This is a genomic window from Spirosoma migulaei (assembly GCF_054776855.1).
Window position 1 is genome coordinate 263,945 of sequence record NZ_BAAHBG010000038.1, and the last position, 17,105, is coordinate 281,049.

Consider the following 17,105-nt stretch of genomic DNA (forward strand, 5'->3'; position numbering starts at 1 on the left):
ACACGTGTAGTTGGCCAATTTAGCTTCTTCTGAGTCTGTTGTTGCTATTGGTTTCGATGTAAAGAGGTTTGCTCTTCAACGAATTCGTAAAAGCAATTTTGCGAATTCGTTGGAAAGTCTGACCGTATGCTGAACTCGTCCACTCTTCTGCAGATTCCAGCGCACAGGCGTAGTCCGATCTAGTGTACCGTAGTGTAACAAAGGGACCGGCGCGTGGGCTTCGGGTAGGACTGCACCCAATGGAGGTGCAAATCTTACGGTGCCGGAAATAAGGATGAAGGCGACTGGTGAATTAGTGGTATCAGATGTAAGCACCTGATACCACTAATTCATTAAACTTGTTCTTCGTCTGTCCAGGCGGGGTCGGGTTCGGTTCCATCGTTGTTGCCAATGGAATCATCATTGCCGTACGAGTCCCGGTCAATCTCCATATTGGGACTGCCCGAAAAAGCACCTGTTCCATCGTTGCCGGTGGCTGCTTCCTCTTCATCGGTCGGCGTAGTGGGAGGAGAGTTTACATCACCAGCCAGATCGGTCGGATTGTAATCTTCATTCAGGAGAATACTATCATCGGGTGTCTGGTCTGTTCCGCCCGTGCTAGGCCGGAACGTTTGCGATTGCTCGTTGAGCATCGCATCCTGATTTACATTTTCCATGGTAAGTAGGTACTTTTTACAACATAATCCGAAAAGCGATCTTCAGGTTAGCCTTTCGTGAACAATTCCCACAAACGGTTGTACAGTTTTCCGGAGTACGTTTTCACATCGAGGGAGGATGCATGGATCGTAAACGGTTCAAACTGCTTCATTGCCGAGGGTAGCGGTTCAATCCGAACCGTGCGTCCGGTAGTCCATCGACCCGCTAATTGCCGAACCGACCCAGTTAACCGTATGCCTGCATCCAGCAAATCAACCTGGCAGGTTTCCGGATAATGCGCAACGGCTAAATTCTGCGAAAAACGTTGCATCTGACTCGCATCAAACCACGACAGCGTGGGTATCTGCATGTGATTGGTATAGCGGTCGTTGTTGCACAGAAATCGAAGAGACAAAACTGATTTGCCAGAACTCCGACGGGAGGTTACCTGTAAATCAAGTACTTCCAGTGGAGATTGGTCGGTTGCGGTGGAAAGTTCGATAGTCATAGGGGATGAAGCTGATTAATCTACATACTAAACAAGGCAAAGGTGAGGATGTTTTGGCCTTTTTGTTAGCGTAGTTATACGTAGATCATTTTACGGGTCATGCCGCCATCAACCACAAAATTCTGACCGGTAATAAAACTGTTTTCGGGTGCAATCAGAAACAGAATCATGCGGGCAATATCGTCGGCCTGCCCCACACGACCAACCGGGTGCTGAGTGTGGTCTTCAGGGCGCAGATCGTCGGATTTTGCTTTCGCTTTTTTCTTCAGTGCCGATACATCAATCCAGCCGGGACTAATGGCATTCACGCGGACATCGGGCCCCAGACTTACGGCCAGCGAATGCGTGAGGGAAAGTACGCCCCCTTTACTGGCCGAATAAGCAAACGTATCTGGTTCCGATTGAAACGCCCGGGTCGAACAGATATTGATGATGCTGCCTTTCTGGGCGGCCAGATAGGCAGCTGTGTGCTTGGCGCAGAGAAAGGTGCCGGTTAGATTGGTGCTGATAACCCGATTCCACTCATCGAGGGTTAGTTTGTCGAGTGGTTTTTCAATCATAATGGCCGCATTGTTAATCAGCGCGTCGATTTGCCCAAAATGCGAAATGGTTTGTTCGGCTGCTTTACGAACGTTGGCTTCACTGGATACATCGCAGGAAACGAACAGGATCTGTGCCGAAGAGGCTTTAAAGGCTTCGCGAAGCTCGGCCAGGGCGTCGGTGTCTGCTTCCCAGATGGCCACCCGATAGCCGTGCGTAAGTAAATATTGCGTTGCCACGCGACCAATACCCTGGCCGCCCCCAGTAATGATAGCTGTTTTCATACAAGCCGGTTAATCAAGTTGGATAAACCCTACAAACGAACAAATCTGGTAGTTTGGTAACACAACCTGGCGAAGTTGGGTTAACTAAAGCGTATCCTTATCAAACGGGACAATTGATTTTTTACCGCTCACCGGCTTCCTTACTTCATGCTTCAGATTGCCTTTTCGCCCGTGTACCGACTCAAATTGCCTGAAGGACACCGGTTTCCGATGCTTAAATACGAACTGATTCATGAGCAACTTCTGTACGAAGGTACCTGCACCGAGACCAATTTTTTTGCGCCTGTTCCGGTTGATGACCGTTGGGTATTGGGCGTTCATACGGCCAGTTATGTGCAGGCATTACAAACCCTGATCGTGCCGCCTGCCATGGTTCGCCGGATTGGGTTTCCGTTAACGCCCGAACTTATTGAACGCGAGTGGATCATAACGCAAGGGACAATTGATGGTACCCACATTGCCCGAACGGACGGAATCGCGATGAATGTGGCTGGAGGAACCCATCATGCGTTTCCGGATCGGGGAGAGGGATTTTGCATGCTCAACGACGTTGGTGTGGCGGCTCATTACCTGCTTGAGACTAGTCAGTCCCGGAAAATTCTGGTGATCGATTTAGACGTGCATCAGGGTAACGGAACGGCAGTGATGTTTCAGAAAGAGCCGCGCGTATTTACGTTCAGTATGCATGGTCGAGATAATTATCCACTCAAAAAAGAACAGTCGGACCTGGATATTGACTTCCCGACTGGCACCTCGGACGAAGTTTATCTAAACACGCTTTACAATACCCTGCCGGGGCTGATTCAGCGTGAACGGCCCGATTTCTTATTCTATGTATCGGGTGTTGATATTCTGGCCTCCGACCGATTGGGTAAACTGAGTGTTAGCCGGGAAGGATGCAAAGAACGGGATCGGTTCGTGTTTGAACAGGCTCAACGGAATAATCTGCCGATTGTCGTTTCGATGGGCGGAGGGTACTCACCCCGATTGACTGATATTGTTGAAGCTCACTGTAACACATTTCGGCTGGCATCGGATATGTTTTTCTGATTCGGTCGTATCTTGCCAAACTAGTCGAGCCCTTAGCTAAGCGCATTTTTTCGCCCTTTTTCAGATGAAGCAAAACATTGTTAAAACCCGGCTCAAAAGCAGCCAGCCCGTTCTGGGTGTTCTTTCTAATAGTAGCGATCCCACCGTTGCCGAATTGTGCGGCTTCTCGGGACTGGATTTTTATATGATCGACGGCGAACACAGCCCCGTAACAACGGCGCAGGTGCAGGATATTGTACGGGCCTGTGAGGTGAGTGGTATTACGCCTTTAGCCCGAGTTCGCAGTAATGATTCCAAATTGATTTTGCAATTTCTGGATGCGGGCGTTATGGGCATTATGATGCCAGGCGTTAGTACCGTTGCCCAAGCCGAAGCTCTGGTCCAGGCCGTTAACTATCCGCCCCTGGGTTTGCGGGGATTTGCACCCGCACGGGCTAACGATTACCTCCTGGGCAATATGAATCAGGGCGAGTCTGTCGAATTTGCCAACGAGCAAATTCTGGTATTAGCCCAGATCGAAGATAAGGAAGCTATTGCTAACCTGGACGATCTGCTCCAGGTAAACGGCATAGATGGCTTTGTTATTGGCCCACGTGATCTGGCCATGAGTATGGGATACTACGATGGTCCCGGCCACGATGAGGTAAAACGAACCATTGCGGGCGTCGTTGAAAAAATCAGAAAAGCGGGCCTGATTGCAGGAACCACAGCGGCCACCGGCGATCAGGCCAGGGCGTTGATTGATCGGGGTGTCCTGTTTTGCCTGAATTCCTTTGCTGGCTTGCTGAAGTCGGCCGCCGGGGAGTTTATGAAAGGACGAGTGTAACCTTCGTATGATCACGACGATTTTGGTTCTTGAAAACAGCCAGATTGGCTCAGCTGATCAGTGGTCCGAACCGCCATTAGGTGGGGTACTGGTGCTTGATGCTGTTTTTCAGGCACTCCGCCAATTTGTGTTTGACGACGAACAGGCTGAGGGCTTGCTGGCCTTCTCTATACAAAAAGGTCGTGAATTGATTCAAGTTCGAAATTATGTGGGTTTGCTTCCGCTGTCCAATCATACGCAACTGGAAATTCTACCAAAGATTGGGCAGATCGACAACACCCGGCCTTTGCTACTGACCATGCTGCGGCACCTTCGTCATAGCCCATTTCGAACGCTCCCGGCAGCCCATACGCGGGCTATTCGATTGCCTTTGTGGGACGTGTTCATTTCGGCTTTTCTGGATGCCGTAGAGCCATTAGTGCAACAGGGAATTCAACACGCGTACGTATCGGTCGATAGCAATGAACGCTTCTGGAAAGGTAAATTTCAGGCTGTCCGACAGCAGCGGGAGAATGCCTGGCACGCCGAGCGACTGGCAGTGACCTACGATTGCCTCACGGCTGATGTTGCCGCTAATCGTATTTTAAAAACGGCAATGGTTTACGTAACCGGAGCAACGAATAACCCCGTTAGCCAGCGCCGGATTCGACAGGTACTTTGGGCGCTGGATGAAGTGCCGGAGACGAACTCGTTACCGGATGATCTACGGTTGATTCGGCGGTCAAGTCGGTTATTTCTTCGGTACGAATCGGCACTGCGCTGGGCCGATGCATTGCTTCAGGGTAGGGGATTTGGTATCAAAACGGGCCATACGCCAAGCTTATCGCTATTGTTCCCGATGGAGCGCGTTTTTGAAGATTACGTCGCGTATGGCATTCGGACGTACTGGCCCGATACCGACAGTGTTCGGGTTCAGGAATCTTCGGCACATTTGGTGGATGAACATGTAGGGGCACCAAAATTTAAGCTTCGTCCCGATATTGTCATCCGTCACAAGAGCCAAACACTGGTACTTGATACAAAATGGAAGCAGATCAAGGGCCGGGAGTCAGGCGCTAATCCTGTTTCGGGTAACTACGGCATCGAGCAGGCCGACATGTATCAATTATACGCTTATGGGAAAAAATACGCAGCCGACGACCTGTTTCTGATTTACCCGGCAAATGAATCGTTTCGTCAGCCGTTGCCCGTGTTTGGCTACGATGCTACCACTCGCCTGCACGTTGTGCCCTTCGACCTGACCAATTCGTTAGCGAATGAAGTAGAAAAATTAGCAACTTACGCTTTGTCGTTCGAATGATCGTGTTTAAACACAGAGAAAACAGAGATTAGCATAGAGTAGACAGAGGGCTTTTTCCATGTGCTCCATGTTTATCTCCATTTTCTCTGTGTTTAAATGCCCCAGACCCTCGTAACTATTATGCCCCTTATTCTCACCCTGATCGGGATTCTGACGCTTGTTTTTTTAGTTGCCTTTGTCCGTTTAGATACCTTCATCTCATTTGTCATTGTCGCCTTAGGTATTGGGTTGGCATCGGGTATGGATGTGGTGGCTGTTGGTAAGTCGATTCAGAGTGGTATTGGTGGGACATTGGGCGAACTGGTACTGATCATCGGTTTTGGGGCAATGTTGGGCCGTCTGGTAGCCGAAAGTGGGGCTGCCCGACGAATCACCGATGTGCTGATTGGTTGGTTCGGTATAAAAAATATTCGCTGGGGACTAGCCTTAGCGGGCTTTGTTATTGGTATCCCACTATTCTACAATGCGGGTTTCATTATTGTTGTTCCCCTGATTTTTACCATTGCAGCGTCGTCTCGCTTACCCCTTATGTCGGTAGCGGTACCCATGCTGTCAGCGTTATCAGTCGCACATGGTTATTTGCCCCCGCACCCATCGCCCTCGGCAGTGGCAGGTCAGCTCAACGCGAACATAGGGCAAACCCTTATTTATGGGATCATTGTTGCTATTCCCGCTATCATTATTGCTGGGCCGTTGTTTGGTAGAACGCTGGTCAATATCAAGGCGTCGCCGAATCGGGATCTGTTTAATATCCGCGAAGTACCTTCCCAGAATTTACCAGGTGCGGGAATCAGCTTTTTTGTCGCCCTGCTGCCCGTATTGCTGTTAACGACATTTGGCCCGCTGAAAAATGCGATGCCTGGCGAGTCGTTCCTGAAAACCATTGTTACGTTATTGGCCGAGCCCTATATCGGTATGTTGTTGTCGGTGCTGGTGGCAATGTACGCACTGGGTCTCCGTCAGGGACAGTCAATGAAGGCTATCACCAAAGACATGGAAGAAGCCGTTAAAGCTATCGCCCCGATTCTTCTGGTCATTGCCGGAGCAGGTGCATTAAAGCAGGTGTTCGGCGACAGTGGCACCAGTAAATATATTGGTAGCTTACTGGCCGATGCCGCTATTCCGCCTTTATTGCTGGGCTGGGGCATTGCCGCCTTTATCCGGGTATGTGTAGGTTCGGCCACGGTAGCCGGGTTAACTACCGTGGGGATTATTTTGCCTTTATTACAATCGCAGCCTATCAAACCCGAACTGATGGTACTGGCCATTGGCTCAGGAAGCCTGATGTTTTCGCACATCAACGACGGCGGGTTCTGGCTCTTTAAGGAATATTTCAACCTAACCATCGGGCAAACCATCCGAACCTGGTCGCTGATGGAAACCATCGTATCCATTGTTGGGCTGATAGGCGTATTGCTGCTAAATCTGGTTGTATAAACCCTGAGTTGACCCGTTTTTATCGTGAAGTAATTGGAGCCGATGAATAGTCAGCTGCTTTGTTGATTGTGAAATTCACGGGCAGATTCTCCTGGTTCTTTAGCGACTTATAGACATCTTCCCGAATAAATGTCCGCTTTAAGTTGTGGGTAGAATGGACCAGTACGTACCCTGCTTCTTTTAATTTTTTGCAGGTTTTTTTAATCCGAAAGTGGAACGACTTATCGTTGGCATTATGAACTTCGTCAAACTCCACCAGGATTATTTTGATATCTAGCTTGTCTTTAACAATCGTATCAATTACGGTATATTCAGCCCCTTCAATTTCCAGTTTGACCACATCCAGGCTGCTGTGTCCCAGCATGTTCATCAGATTACTTAGCCGGTCGACGGGAGCCTCAATATAGTCGTTGGACTCCTGGAATAGATAAAGCGAGTGCGAGGCATAATCGTCACGCTCGGGGGCAAAAAACTTCAGGTTCGTTTTCTGATCCCAAACACCAATTTCAACAAACGTAATCTCCTCTACCTGTTTTTCTGAGATTCGGTACGTAAACGGTACGGTTGGTTCAATCGTTAGGGGCTGCTGATTTTTGGTAAACTCTTTCAGTTTACGGAAATGATTGACACCTTCTGGCATTGGGTCAAAAATGAACACCTGCGCGTCGTAAATAACTTTTAATTCGGTGTCAAACGAAATATCCTCACCCGCTCCGATGCAGTAACAAATTGACTCACTTGTCAGAAAATTGCTGGGTACATGATACCCGTGGAAATGGGAACCAATATGTGTCAGGTTCTTTAGTGGATTTACGCCCTGTTGCGGATGGATACCTAATACCTTTTTGGCCAAGCCAGTAATAGTTCGCATATACTGTGTCAATTAAGAGGAAACGCTTTAGTGGGAAAATGGACTTACTCACCTTTATCCGAATCGGACGGCCTTACTTCAAAGGAAAAATTGGCTGACGATATATGTCTATGTGTATCGTAGGCGTAAGCAAACAGACGATAAGCGCCGGGCTTAGTTGGCAACTTAAATGAAATAGCAGACTGGTTAGGGTTCTGTATTAACCCTTTTAAAGCGGGAAGTGGTGTTCCTGCATAATCTGCCGAAAACTGAGCACGCCGTTTGATTTCCCAATAGTAGGTTAGGGTATCTCCTTCGGGATCACTGGTCAAAATCTGGGCCTGATGAGCGGCAACTGAGGGTATATACGATTGGTGAGTACTTGCTTTTCCATCAATCAACAGCCCTTTAACAACGGGAGCTTTATTGAGCGTTTGTTTCCCCGACCAAAGCAATTGCATTAATTCCACCAATGACGTGGCACGGCCCTGATCATCGAATACATTAAACCAGGTATGGGTTTCTTCCTGCTTAAAGCCCCAATAAAATAAATAAGCGCCTAAACAATTTGGAGGGCGTGAGCCAATGTACTGGCGATAGAATTTTTTCACAAAATCATACTTCTCCTGACTGGTAGGCTCGATAGGCGCTTTCCAGGGGGTGACGGGTGTTTCCCAATAGGCCTGGGCTCCATATTCAGAAATCAGATAAGGTTTATCCCATCCTCCTTTTTTTAAAAATTGAGGTAGCTTTTCCGTTAACGCATAGGAATTAAGGGCCAACACATCAATGGCTGGGCAACGTTCCTGAACGAGCCAGATAGCCCGTTCACTATCAGGCGAAATAACGGTTGCAACCGGATGGTCTGGATCCAGTTCATGGACTAAAGCGGCAAGTCGATTTACTTCGTCATACACCCGGAAGTTACTCGCTTCCATTGCCCATTCATTCCCCACACACCACATGAGTACCGCAGGATGGTTTTTGTATTTGAGTACGATTTTACGAATGCGTTCATACTGCCGGTCAACAGCTTCCTGGTTATCATAATCGAACCCTTCCAGTTCCCGCTCTACCCAAAGGCCGAAGAATACCGTTAATCCAAGTTTCTCGGATTGGTCCAAAATAGAACCTGCCTCCAGATCATCCCAGATGCGAATCGAATTACCTCCACAGTCTTTTAACTGAGCCAAATGGCTTACGCCCCCCGCTCCCTGAATGAAATAAGGCTTGCCGTACCGTAAGAGCTGGTAGGAGTCTCCCGTATGTTGAATGGATGTCGGTTTAGTTTCTGTCGATGTTGCTAAATGGGACTTTTGGGTCTCGGTACAGCTACTGATGAGGATGCTAACTATCAAAAACAAGACACAAGAAAATGACCGCATTAGGAACGTAATTAATGAAATATGTACGCTTTCTTGACTAATGCTTTAACTTTTAGTCACCATTTTAGGGTCAAAATCGTGTAAGCGGTAGGTAGACTACACATTGATCTCAGATAAATCGTAATTGGTGCGTATGTGACGTCTACGTTGCTCAGAGGATGCTATTTTGATTAGTTGATAAACGTTGGAAGAAAAGAAGGGTTCTGGAGATACTATTTTTATTTAATGACTTAACTCATCTTTTTTGTTCTATATTTTAAATAATTTTGAAATTATATACCAAAAAATAGCGTGTTATCGAAATTAAAGCAGCCCTTCTCGCTCCTTTCCCCTTTGTTGGTTATACTGGGCATTTCTATTTTGGGAATTGCGGGGTACATGTCTATCGAGCAATACAATTTTGTTGATGCCCTGTACATGACCGTAATTTCCATTACAACGGCAGGCTATACCGAAGTGAGACCTCTATCGCCAGCCGGGCGGCTGTTTACTGTTTTTTTACTGATTTCCAGTTTTACAACCTTTGCCTACGCGCTGGCCCTTATTACCCAATACATTGCCAGTGGCGAATTCACCCACTATTTTAAACAACGGAAAATGGCGAACCAGATAGACACACTCGCTAACCATGTGATTCTGTGTGGCCTTGGGCGTAGCGGTCAGGAAGCGGCTATTACCCTGCGCCAGCACAGAGTGCCGTTTATTGTTATCGAGCAAAATGAAGAACGTGTCCGTACGTACGAGACTAAAGACGCGTCGCTGCTCTATGTGATTGGGAGTGCCACTGAAGATGAAACCCTTTTAAAAGCCGGAATTACACGTGCGAAGGCCTTATTGACCGCCCTGCCAACCGATGCCGATAATGTGTTTATTGTGCTCAGTGCTCGCAGCCTGAATGATAAACTAACCATCATTAGCCGCGCATCGCACTACTCTGCCCAGAACAAATTACGGAAAGCGGGTGCTAACAACGTTGTTATGCCCGACAAGATTGGCGGTGCCCATATGGCCAGTATTGTTAGTCGGCCCGATATTATGGAGTTTCTCGATTATCTAACGGGTAATGTAGAAAATGGCTCCATCATGGATGTGAAGGAGATTAACAAATTGGCCAAAGATTACCGCGGACTTCCGTTGCAACAACTTATTGACGATAACCTGGCCGAGGGATTAATCGTCGCGATTCGAACCGCGACCGGATTTTTGATTACTCCCGAACCCAGTTTACTGCTGGAGGCAGATATGAAGCTGTTTTTTCTGCATCAGGCATCCATTCGAAACAGTCCGGTTTTGGCTGAGCGGGTTGTATAGATAACAAAGAGTGCATTGTAAACCCAGACTAACAAGTTACACGTTAGTTTGAGCAATAAATAGGGTAATAAACTGATCGAAATGACTATCAACCTTGAACCCGAGTTGAAGAGCCCTCGAGTTATCGATAACACCAGGCCAACTGCTTACAATGGCGTTAATGGCTGGATCGGGTTTGAACTGGACTCTGGCGCGTGTTTCCTGATCCGTAATTCGCTCAAGTGAGTCAAGCATCTGTTGCACAGTGACACCAATACCCGGTAGATTTACCGTACGCCAGTCGCCAAAGACAGTGCCGGGTAGCGTAGCTGCTTTGATAATATTGTCAATAATAGTGTCTGGACTCGAGAGCCAGAGGGCCAGCTCGGGCGATACAGGGCAGATAGCCTCCTCCCCATGAATGGGCTCACGGATAATGCTACTGACAAACGAAGAGGCTGCCTGGTTGGGTCGACCCGGCCGAACGCAAATGGTTGGTAATCGCAACACGCGCCCATCCACAAAGTTTTTTCGGCTATAGTCATTGACCAGAAATTCGCCCATGGCTTTTTGGGCTCCGTAGGATGACCGTGGCGTAACAACGGTGAGGTCATCGACAATAGCAGGCAACTGACCGCCATAGACAGCCAGGGAGCTGGCAAACACAAACCGAATACCCGGATGTTGACAGCGACAGGCTTCCAGTAGGTATCGGGTGCTATCAAGATTCACCCGCCAGCCCAAATCAAACTCTTTTTCTGCCTGACTACTCACCACAGCAGCCAGATGGAAAATAAGCCCTGTTTGGTTCGTGATGAGATTTTTAGCGACTCCTTCTTCCGATAAATCTAACTGCTGGCACGTTACTCTTGTGTCATTGCCTGGGTTGAGAGGCAGCACAATATCGACCAGAAGTAATGCATCAAAAACGACCGAACTGTTTAGGAGTGCTTTAGCCAGCCGTTGACCAAGGAATCCGGCTCCTCCTGTTATGATTAGTTGCATCGTGTTAACTTGTTTGAACGCTGATTTTTATGATTAACAGGATGTCGGCATAAAAGGAAATCAGCAGGCTGTTTTCCTTATAAAGTAGGTTTACCCGAAAAACTCCTATTGGTTACGGGAGCGTGGCCAAATTTATGAGGTTAAACGCGTATTGTATTGGGTTACTAAAAATTGTCAATGGTTGTGAATGTACATCAGAAAATGGCGCAACTGCCTACCAACTACCCGGAAGATATGCTTGTGTCTATTCGCGAAGCGTTTAGCAAGAGCGGAAAAACAATTATTGTGCTCGACGACGATCCGACCGGCACCCAAACCTGTTACGATGTACCTGTACTTACATCCTGGCGGGTGGAGTTGATTACGGAGGAGTTGGAGAAAAAGCCGTCAATTTTATTTATCCTCACCAATTCGCGTAGTCTGCCCGAACAGGAAGCAGTTGAGCTTATTGAGGAAATAGGCACTAACGTACAGCAGGCTGCTACCGATAGCGCACGGGAGATCGTCGTGATCAGCCGAAGTGACTCCACCTTAAGAGGCCATTTCCCCGCCGAAGTAGAGGCTATTGCCTGGACGCTGGCTATGGAGGATGCTGTCATTGTGTTGGTGCCAGCCTTCATTGAAGGCGGTCGGTTCACCCTGGATGATGTTCATTATCTGGTAGAGAATGAGGAGCTGGTGCCTGTTTCCGATACGCCATTTGCCAAAGATGTGGTGTTTGGCTACAAAAATTCAAACCTGAAACTATGGGTAGAAGAAAAAACCAGGGGACGGATTAAGGCATCAGACGTAAATTCTGTTTCAATTGACGATATACGAAAGGGAGGACCAGAAGTGGTTGGTGATAAATTGAACGCTTGTGCCAGGGGCTCCGTCTGTATTATCAATGCCGCCAGTTACAGAGACCTGGAGGTAGCGGTAATGGGCTTGCTGGTAGCCGAAAAATCAGGGAAGAAATTTTTATACCGGAGTTCAGCAACGCTGGTACCGATCCGGGCCGGGATGGAATCTGGCAAATCCTTTGTTCCCCAAGTAGAGGACGTAGAATCTCCTACGGGTTCACTCGTACTAGTAGGGTCTCATGTCCCTAAAACAACTGGCCAACTGAATGTTCTCCTGGCAACAGGAATATATCAATCTATTGAAGTAAACGTTGGTGAGGTTCTGCATTCAACGGAACTGGTTTCGAAAGCTGAAGCCATAAGCAGGCAAGCGGATCAGTGGCTTGTCTCTGGAGAAAACGTAGTTATTCATACCAGTCGTAAACTGGAAGTTGGACAGGATACAAAAAGTAGTCTGACGATTAATGCGCTTGTCTCCGATTTCCTCGTCAACATCCTGAAGGGGATCAGTGTGCGCCCCCAATTTATTGTTGCCAAAGGCGGGATTACGTCCAGTGATCTGGCCTCAAAGGGACTCTCTGCCAAAAAAGCCCTTGTTCTTGGGCCTATAATTCCCGGTGTTCCTGTCTGGCAGATGGATGTGAAAAGTAAATTTCCGGGCATTATGTACGTAGTTTTTCCGGGCAATGTAGGCGATGAAACAGCGCTGGCGGAGGTGTGTTGGAAGTTAAGAGGTTAGCGTTCTGTGTAAAGAATCCGCTCAGTTATTTCCTGTGTTTCGGTATCAATAAGCAAAATGCCTTCACTGCTATCATTTAGTTGCCCAACCAGTAAGCCACCTGTATTCCAGATAGACGTTTTGCCACCACAGTCAAAATCATCGCAGCGTCCAACGCAGTTTGACATGAATACGGTCATGGAGTAGGTGGCAGCAATCTCAGCTAAACGTTGGGTGGCTTTTTCAACACCTTCTATAGACTTTGCTACACTAGCTATGTAAATTTTAGCCCCCTGCTTAAACGCGTCCTCGGCATGTTCTGGAACCGAAAGCTCATAACAAATGGCTAAAGCAATAGCAGCTTCGTTACCAAGTAAGCCTGTGAGATTTTGGCCACTTTTGAAAAAGGGTACTTCATCGGCATGCAGGTATTTTTTTGAATACGTTTGCCTGACTTGATTAGGTTGAAAAATAGCGAGGCTAATACAAATTCCTGTAGTAGTCTGAGTTGGCACACCAATACCAATGATTATGTTGTTGGTATCGCTGATTTTCTGAAAACTATCAAACCGGCTATCGTTCTGATCCGTTGCTAATTCGTTTGCCAGCTGTGGCTCATAACCTGTTAGTGAGAGTTCAGGAAAAATTATGATATCAGCTTCATTGGATACCGCAAGGGCTATCAATTCCTCGTGCCTGATACGATTGCGTTCAATGTCGCCTTTGACTGGTCTTGTCTGCGCTACACAAATTTTCATTTTATAATCCGAAGGAAATTGCTGGAAATGAATGGAAATCTGTAAAGGTATATTTTTGCTTTAAGCCTCATTCGTATGCCAAATATAAGTGGAACGTAAACGATTTGACAGAGCTCATCCCATCAACTATGGCACTAGCAGCCCTGATTTATTGGCTATAGTTGATGGATAATCAGAGAATTATATCAATTGAAAGCCGTACCTTATTGACTGCACTGTGTGTAGTAAATAAGGTACGGCTTAAGGTAAGTTGATTTAAGCTAGGCTTCGTGCTCAGGCTTATCGAGCATGATAAAGCTGTCGCCAATAATTTCCGTCACATATTTTTTATTCCCTTCTTTATCCTCAAACTGGCGCGTTTTGAGTTTGCCCTCCAGATACACGGCACTGCCTTTGTGCAGGTACTTGTGGGCTAAGTCGGCTAAGCCTCGCCAAACCACAATGCTGTGCCATTCAGTGTTTGACTGCACCTGGCCTTTATCATCTTTGTAGGATTCAGTAGTAGCCAATGAAAACTTTGCGACGCTGATATTCCCGTCGAGTTGCTGAATTTCGGGGTCTTTACCCAGATTGCCAATTAGTGTTACTTTGTTTAGGCCTCTCATCGTTTTTTGTTTTTCGTAGTTGCCTGATTTCAGGCTAGGGTCTAATTTTAGGCGATTATTGACTCAATCAACCATCAGACGAAAAGAAACTATTTAGGTAACATTGGTTTACTTATCCTGTGATGGAAGGTATAAATGAGTAATGGTAATTCCCTTACTGCTTTAAGAACTATGACTACAGTTTATCGATCTCTGCTTTTCCTGTTAACCGCTGGTTTGCTCGCCATGAGCGCGGCTAAACCCACTCGCGTCATCTTCTTTGGTGACTCCATTACCCAGGCCGGAGTAAATCCGGGTGGTTATATTGACCGCCTGAAAAAATCAATGCCCGCCGATCAATTTGAACTGATTGGCGCTGGAATTGGTGGGAATAAAATTTATGATTTGTTCCTGCGTATGGATGATGACGTACTGGCAAAACAGCCCGATGTCGTCGTGATTTGGGTGGGTGTCAATGATGTCTGGCATAAGGCTACCTCCGGCACCGGCACAGACCCTGATAAATTCGTGAAGTTCTATGAGGCTGTAGTGAAGAAGCTGAAGGCGGCTAATATTCGTGTTGTCCTTTGCACACCAGCTGCTATTGGCGAAAAAACGGATATGACCAACCAGCAGGATGGCGATTTAAACCAATACAGCCAGTTTATTCGTGATATTGCCAAACGGCAGGATCTGCCTGTGGTTGATTTGAGAAAGGAGTTTTTAACGTATGATCTAAAAAATAACCCCGAAAATAAAGACCGGGGCATTTTAACCACCGACCGTGTTCACCTGAACGAAGCAGGGAATCAGTTTGTGGCTGAGCAAATGCAGAAAGTGCTGACGGCCGGAAAATAAAAAAGCCCCAGATGTTATCTGGAGCAGAATACATTAAAAAAGTAAGTGGTGCCGCCTGGAGTCTGTTTCTCAAAGCAGACTCCAGGCGGCACCACTTACTTTCTAATAATTTTTGTCGGAACTTGTATTACTAAACCGACTATTGCCGGTGCCCCGACTTGGGCGTTCCGCGTTGGTACCACTAGGCCGACTTTGATTGGAGTTCCCGCCATCACGCCGGAATGGTGTGCTCCGCTCCTGATTAGCAGGAGCAGGCCGACTTTGGTTAGTCCGGGGCTGACCTCCGCCAGCAGATGAATCGGCCTGGCGGCTGTTGTTGCCACCCTCGCGCCGATACGATCCCTGATTGGATGATCCTGTTGAGCGGCCACCGCCACCTTGCCGATTTCCATTCCGATTCTGGCCCTGGCGTTGTGCCGGAGCCGGTGAAACGGCAGCTGTAGAAATGTCAAGCACATACGGATGATCTTCAATGACCGGAACGCGCTTGCCAATCAATTTATGAATGTCGCGCAGGAACTCAGTTTCTTCCGCATCACAGAATGATAGGGCAATGCCATCATGACCAGCCCGTCCCGTCCGACCAATGCGGTGAACGTAGGTTTCAGGAATGTTTGGTAGTTCGTAATTGATTACGTGCGATAGTTCATCAACATCGATACCCCGTGCTGCAATATCTGTTGCGACAAGCACCCGTGTTTCACGGCTCTTGAAATTCGAGAGCGCCCGCTGGCGTGCATTCTGCGATTTGTTGCCGTGAATGGCTTCGGCACCAATACCCGCTTTCAATAAATCTTTCACAACCTTATCGGCACCGTGCTTGGTACGGGCAAAGACAAGAGCAGATTTGATTTTTTGGTCGTTCAGGATGTGTACCAGCAGTTTACGTTTGTCTTCACGTCCCACAAAATACATGGCCTGCGCAATGGTATCGGCTGTAGAGGATACAGGTGTTACTTCAACCTTGGCAGGATTCCGTAAAATAGTATCGGCTAGTTTAGCTACGTCGGGCGGCATGGTTGCTGAGAAAAACAGCGATTGCCGACGTTCGGGTAACTTCGTTATGACTTTCTTAACGTCGTGGATGAAGCCCATGTCAAGCATCCGATCGGCTTCATCGAGTACAAAAAACTGCACATCACGGAGCGATATGAAGCCCTGATTCATCAGATCGAGCAAACGACCGGGTGTAGCAATCAGTACATCGACACCCGCCTTGAGGGAATTTACCTGTGCATGTTGCGAAACACCGCCAAAAATTACCGTATGCCGTAAATTCAGGTGACGGCCATAGGCGGCAAAGCTTTCGGCAATCTGGATCGCTAATTCACGGGTGGGGGTCATCACCAGCGTTTTAATCCGCCGTGGACCATTGGGTGTTTTGCTGCGTTCTTCGTTCAGCAATTGCAGAATTGGAATAGCAAAAGCGGCTGTTTTTCCAGTGCCGGTCTGGGCGCAACCCAATAAATCCCGGCGGCTCAATAAAATTGGTATGGCTTGTTCCTGGATGGGAGTTGGTGTGGTGTATCCTTCTTCAGCAAGCGCTTTGAGGATAGGGTCTATTAAGGATAAATCAGAAAATTGCATGTGTTGGTTGGACGTCGGCAAGTAGTGGAATAGGGTAGTAAGTATGGTCCAGCATCCAACGTCTTTGTAAAGTTATATGTGTATAACTGTAGTATGGCAAATAAAGTGCCATTTCATTAGCGAAGTACAATTTATAAACAAAGAGCTGTCATTACCCTGGATAATGACAGCTCTTTGTTTATCTAAAACGAATAACTTATTCGTAAATGCTTCCGGCCGTTTTTTCTACTAACCCTTTGGGTAGCAGCCAGGCCATCAGTTTCCCCGCTTTGTTCAGCAGGCCTGTTACGAGTTCAGCTTTCCCGGCAAACATGGCATCAACGGCTTGCTTTGCCACATCATGAGGGGTCATATTTACTTTCTCGGCGGCCTTGCGTCCCTTTTCGCCAATCTGTGCCCGATCGGCAAAGTTGGTGTCCGTGGAGCCGGGACAAACGCAGGTCACCGAAACGGGACTACGTTTAAGTTCCTGGTGGAGCCCTCGGCTAAACTGCAGCACAAATGATTTAGACGCAGAATACAAACTCAGGCCGGGCACCGCCTGATACGCTGCGGAACTGCCAATATTAAGAATATACGCTTTGGATTGTTGCCGAAGCTGAGGAAGAAACAGAAATCTGTGGTGCTCATTTGGGATGAGCGTTTTC

17 protein-coding genes are annotated in these 17,105 nt (G+C 47.5%); 7 read left to right on the top strand and 10 right to left on the bottom strand.

Going from position 1 to position 17,105, the window contains the following annotated elements:
* Positions 1-332: 332 nt before the first annotated feature.
* The 3 genes from ACYVGO_RS34760 to ACYVGO_RS34770 all read right to left on the bottom strand — a co-directional run bounded on the left by ACYVGO_RS34760 (position 333) and on the right by ACYVGO_RS34770 (position 1,968).
* Positions 333-656, bottom strand: coding sequence for a hypothetical protein (locus ACYVGO_RS34760; protein ID WP_460973317.1), 324 nt, complete (start codon positions 654-656; stop codon positions 333-335).
* 47 nt (positions 657-703) lie between these two features.
* Positions 704-1,144, bottom strand: coding sequence for a hypothetical protein (locus tag ACYVGO_RS34765; protein WP_142773531.1), 441 nt, complete (start codon positions 1,142-1,144; stop codon positions 704-706).
* 74 nt (positions 1,145-1,218) lie between these two features.
* Entirely contained in the window at positions 1,219-1,968 is a 750-nt protein-coding gene (locus tag ACYVGO_RS34770) for an SDR family oxidoreductase (RefSeq protein WP_460973318.1), read from the bottom strand.
* Between the two features lie 147 nt (positions 1,969-2,115).
* Here ACYVGO_RS34770 and ACYVGO_RS34775 point away from each other — a divergent pair, with 147 nt between their 5' ends.
* From ACYVGO_RS34775 to ACYVGO_RS34790, 4 genes are all read left to right on the top strand, one after another.
* The gene (locus tag ACYVGO_RS34775) at positions 2,116-3,018 is read left to right on the top strand and encodes a histone deacetylase family protein (RefSeq protein ID WP_460973319.1); all 903 of its coding nucleotides are present in this window, start codon (positions 2,116-2,118) and stop codon (positions 3,016-3,018) included.
* Between the two features lie 64 nt (positions 3,019-3,082).
* Positions 3,083-3,844 carry an HpcH/HpaI aldolase family protein gene (locus ACYVGO_RS34780; RefSeq protein ID WP_142773528.1) on the top strand — a complete coding sequence of 254 codons (762 nt, stop codon included), beginning with the start codon at positions 3,083-3,085 and terminating at the stop codon, positions 3,842-3,844.
* A 7-nt stretch (positions 3,845-3,851) separates the two neighbouring features.
* Entirely contained in the window at positions 3,852-5,144 is a 1,293-nt protein-coding gene (locus ACYVGO_RS34785) for an McrC family protein (protein ID WP_460973320.1), read from the top strand.
* 120 nt (positions 5,145-5,264) lie between these two features.
* Positions 5,265-6,581 (top strand): gluconate:H+ symporter, encoded by a 1,317-nt coding sequence (locus ACYVGO_RS34790; RefSeq protein WP_142773526.1) that lies wholly within the window; start codon positions 5,265-5,267, stop codon positions 6,579-6,581.
* Positions 6,582-6,600: 19 nt separating this feature from the next.
* Here ACYVGO_RS34790 and ACYVGO_RS34795 read toward each other — a convergent pair whose 3' ends face one another.
* The gene (locus tag ACYVGO_RS34795) at positions 6,601-7,452 is read right to left on the bottom strand and encodes an FkbM family methyltransferase (protein ID WP_460973322.1); all 852 of its coding nucleotides are present in this window, start codon (positions 7,450-7,452) and stop codon (positions 6,601-6,603) included.
* 44 nt (positions 7,453-7,496) lie between these two features.
* On the bottom strand, positions 7,497-8,816 hold the full coding sequence (locus tag ACYVGO_RS34800; protein WP_460973323.1) for a glycoside hydrolase family 2 TIM barrel-domain containing protein: 1,320 nt from the start codon (positions 8,814-8,816) through the stop codon (positions 7,497-7,499).
* Between the two features lie 291 nt (positions 8,817-9,107).
* Between ACYVGO_RS34800 and ACYVGO_RS34805 the strand changes: the two genes are divergently transcribed.
* On the top strand, positions 9,108-10,127 hold the full coding sequence (locus tag ACYVGO_RS34805) for a potassium channel family protein (RefSeq protein WP_460973324.1): 1,020 nt from the start codon (positions 9,108-9,110) through the stop codon (positions 10,125-10,127).
* A 36-nt stretch (positions 10,128-10,163) separates the two neighbouring features.
* Here ACYVGO_RS34805 and denD read toward each other — a convergent pair whose 3' ends face one another.
* Positions 10,164-11,111, bottom strand: a complete 948-nt coding sequence (denD, locus tag ACYVGO_RS34810) for a D-erythronate dehydrogenase (protein WP_460973325.1) — start codon at positions 11,109-11,111, stop codon at positions 10,164-10,166.
* Positions 11,112-11,288: 177 nt separating this feature from the next.
* Between denD and ACYVGO_RS34815 the strand changes: the two genes are divergently transcribed.
* Entirely contained in the window at positions 11,289-12,692 is a 1,404-nt protein-coding gene (locus ACYVGO_RS34815) for a four-carbon acid sugar kinase family protein (protein WP_460973326.1), read from the top strand.
* Here the strand turns inward: ACYVGO_RS34815 and ACYVGO_RS34820 are convergent.
* Both ACYVGO_RS34820 and ACYVGO_RS34825 read right to left on the bottom strand, forming a co-directional pair.
* Complete coding sequence (locus ACYVGO_RS34820) at positions 12,689-13,429, bottom strand: carbon-nitrogen hydrolase family protein (RefSeq protein WP_460973327.1); 741 nt, start codon at positions 13,427-13,429, stop codon at positions 12,689-12,691. The two genes, ACYVGO_RS34815 and ACYVGO_RS34820, sit on opposite strands and share 4 nt — an antisense overlap.
* 260 nt (positions 13,430-13,689) lie before the next feature.
* A complete protein-coding gene (locus ACYVGO_RS34825; protein ID WP_142773519.1) occupies positions 13,690-14,034 on the bottom strand; it encodes a single-stranded DNA-binding protein in 345 nt (114 codons plus the stop codon).
* A 171-nt stretch (positions 14,035-14,205) separates the two neighbouring features.
* Between ACYVGO_RS34825 and ACYVGO_RS34830 the strand changes: the two genes are divergently transcribed.
* Complete coding sequence (locus ACYVGO_RS34830; RefSeq protein ID WP_142773518.1) at positions 14,206-14,871, top strand: SGNH/GDSL hydrolase family protein; 666 nt, start codon at positions 14,206-14,208, stop codon at positions 14,869-14,871.
* 102 nt (positions 14,872-14,973) lie between these two features.
* On the opposite strand, the gene ACYVGO_RS34835 is transcribed toward ACYVGO_RS34830, so the two are convergent.
* Together ACYVGO_RS34835 and ACYVGO_RS34840 are read right to left on the bottom strand one after the other, a co-directional pair.
* A complete protein-coding gene (locus tag ACYVGO_RS34835) occupies positions 14,974-16,458 on the bottom strand; it encodes a DEAD/DEAH box helicase (RefSeq protein WP_142773517.1) in 1,485 nt (494 codons plus the stop codon).
* Between the two features lie 196 nt (positions 16,459-16,654).
* Positions 16,655-17,105, bottom strand: a 451-nt coding sequence (locus tag ACYVGO_RS34840; protein ID WP_460973329.1) for an SDR family NAD(P)-dependent oxidoreductase, incomplete at its 5' end; no start/stop codon positions are given.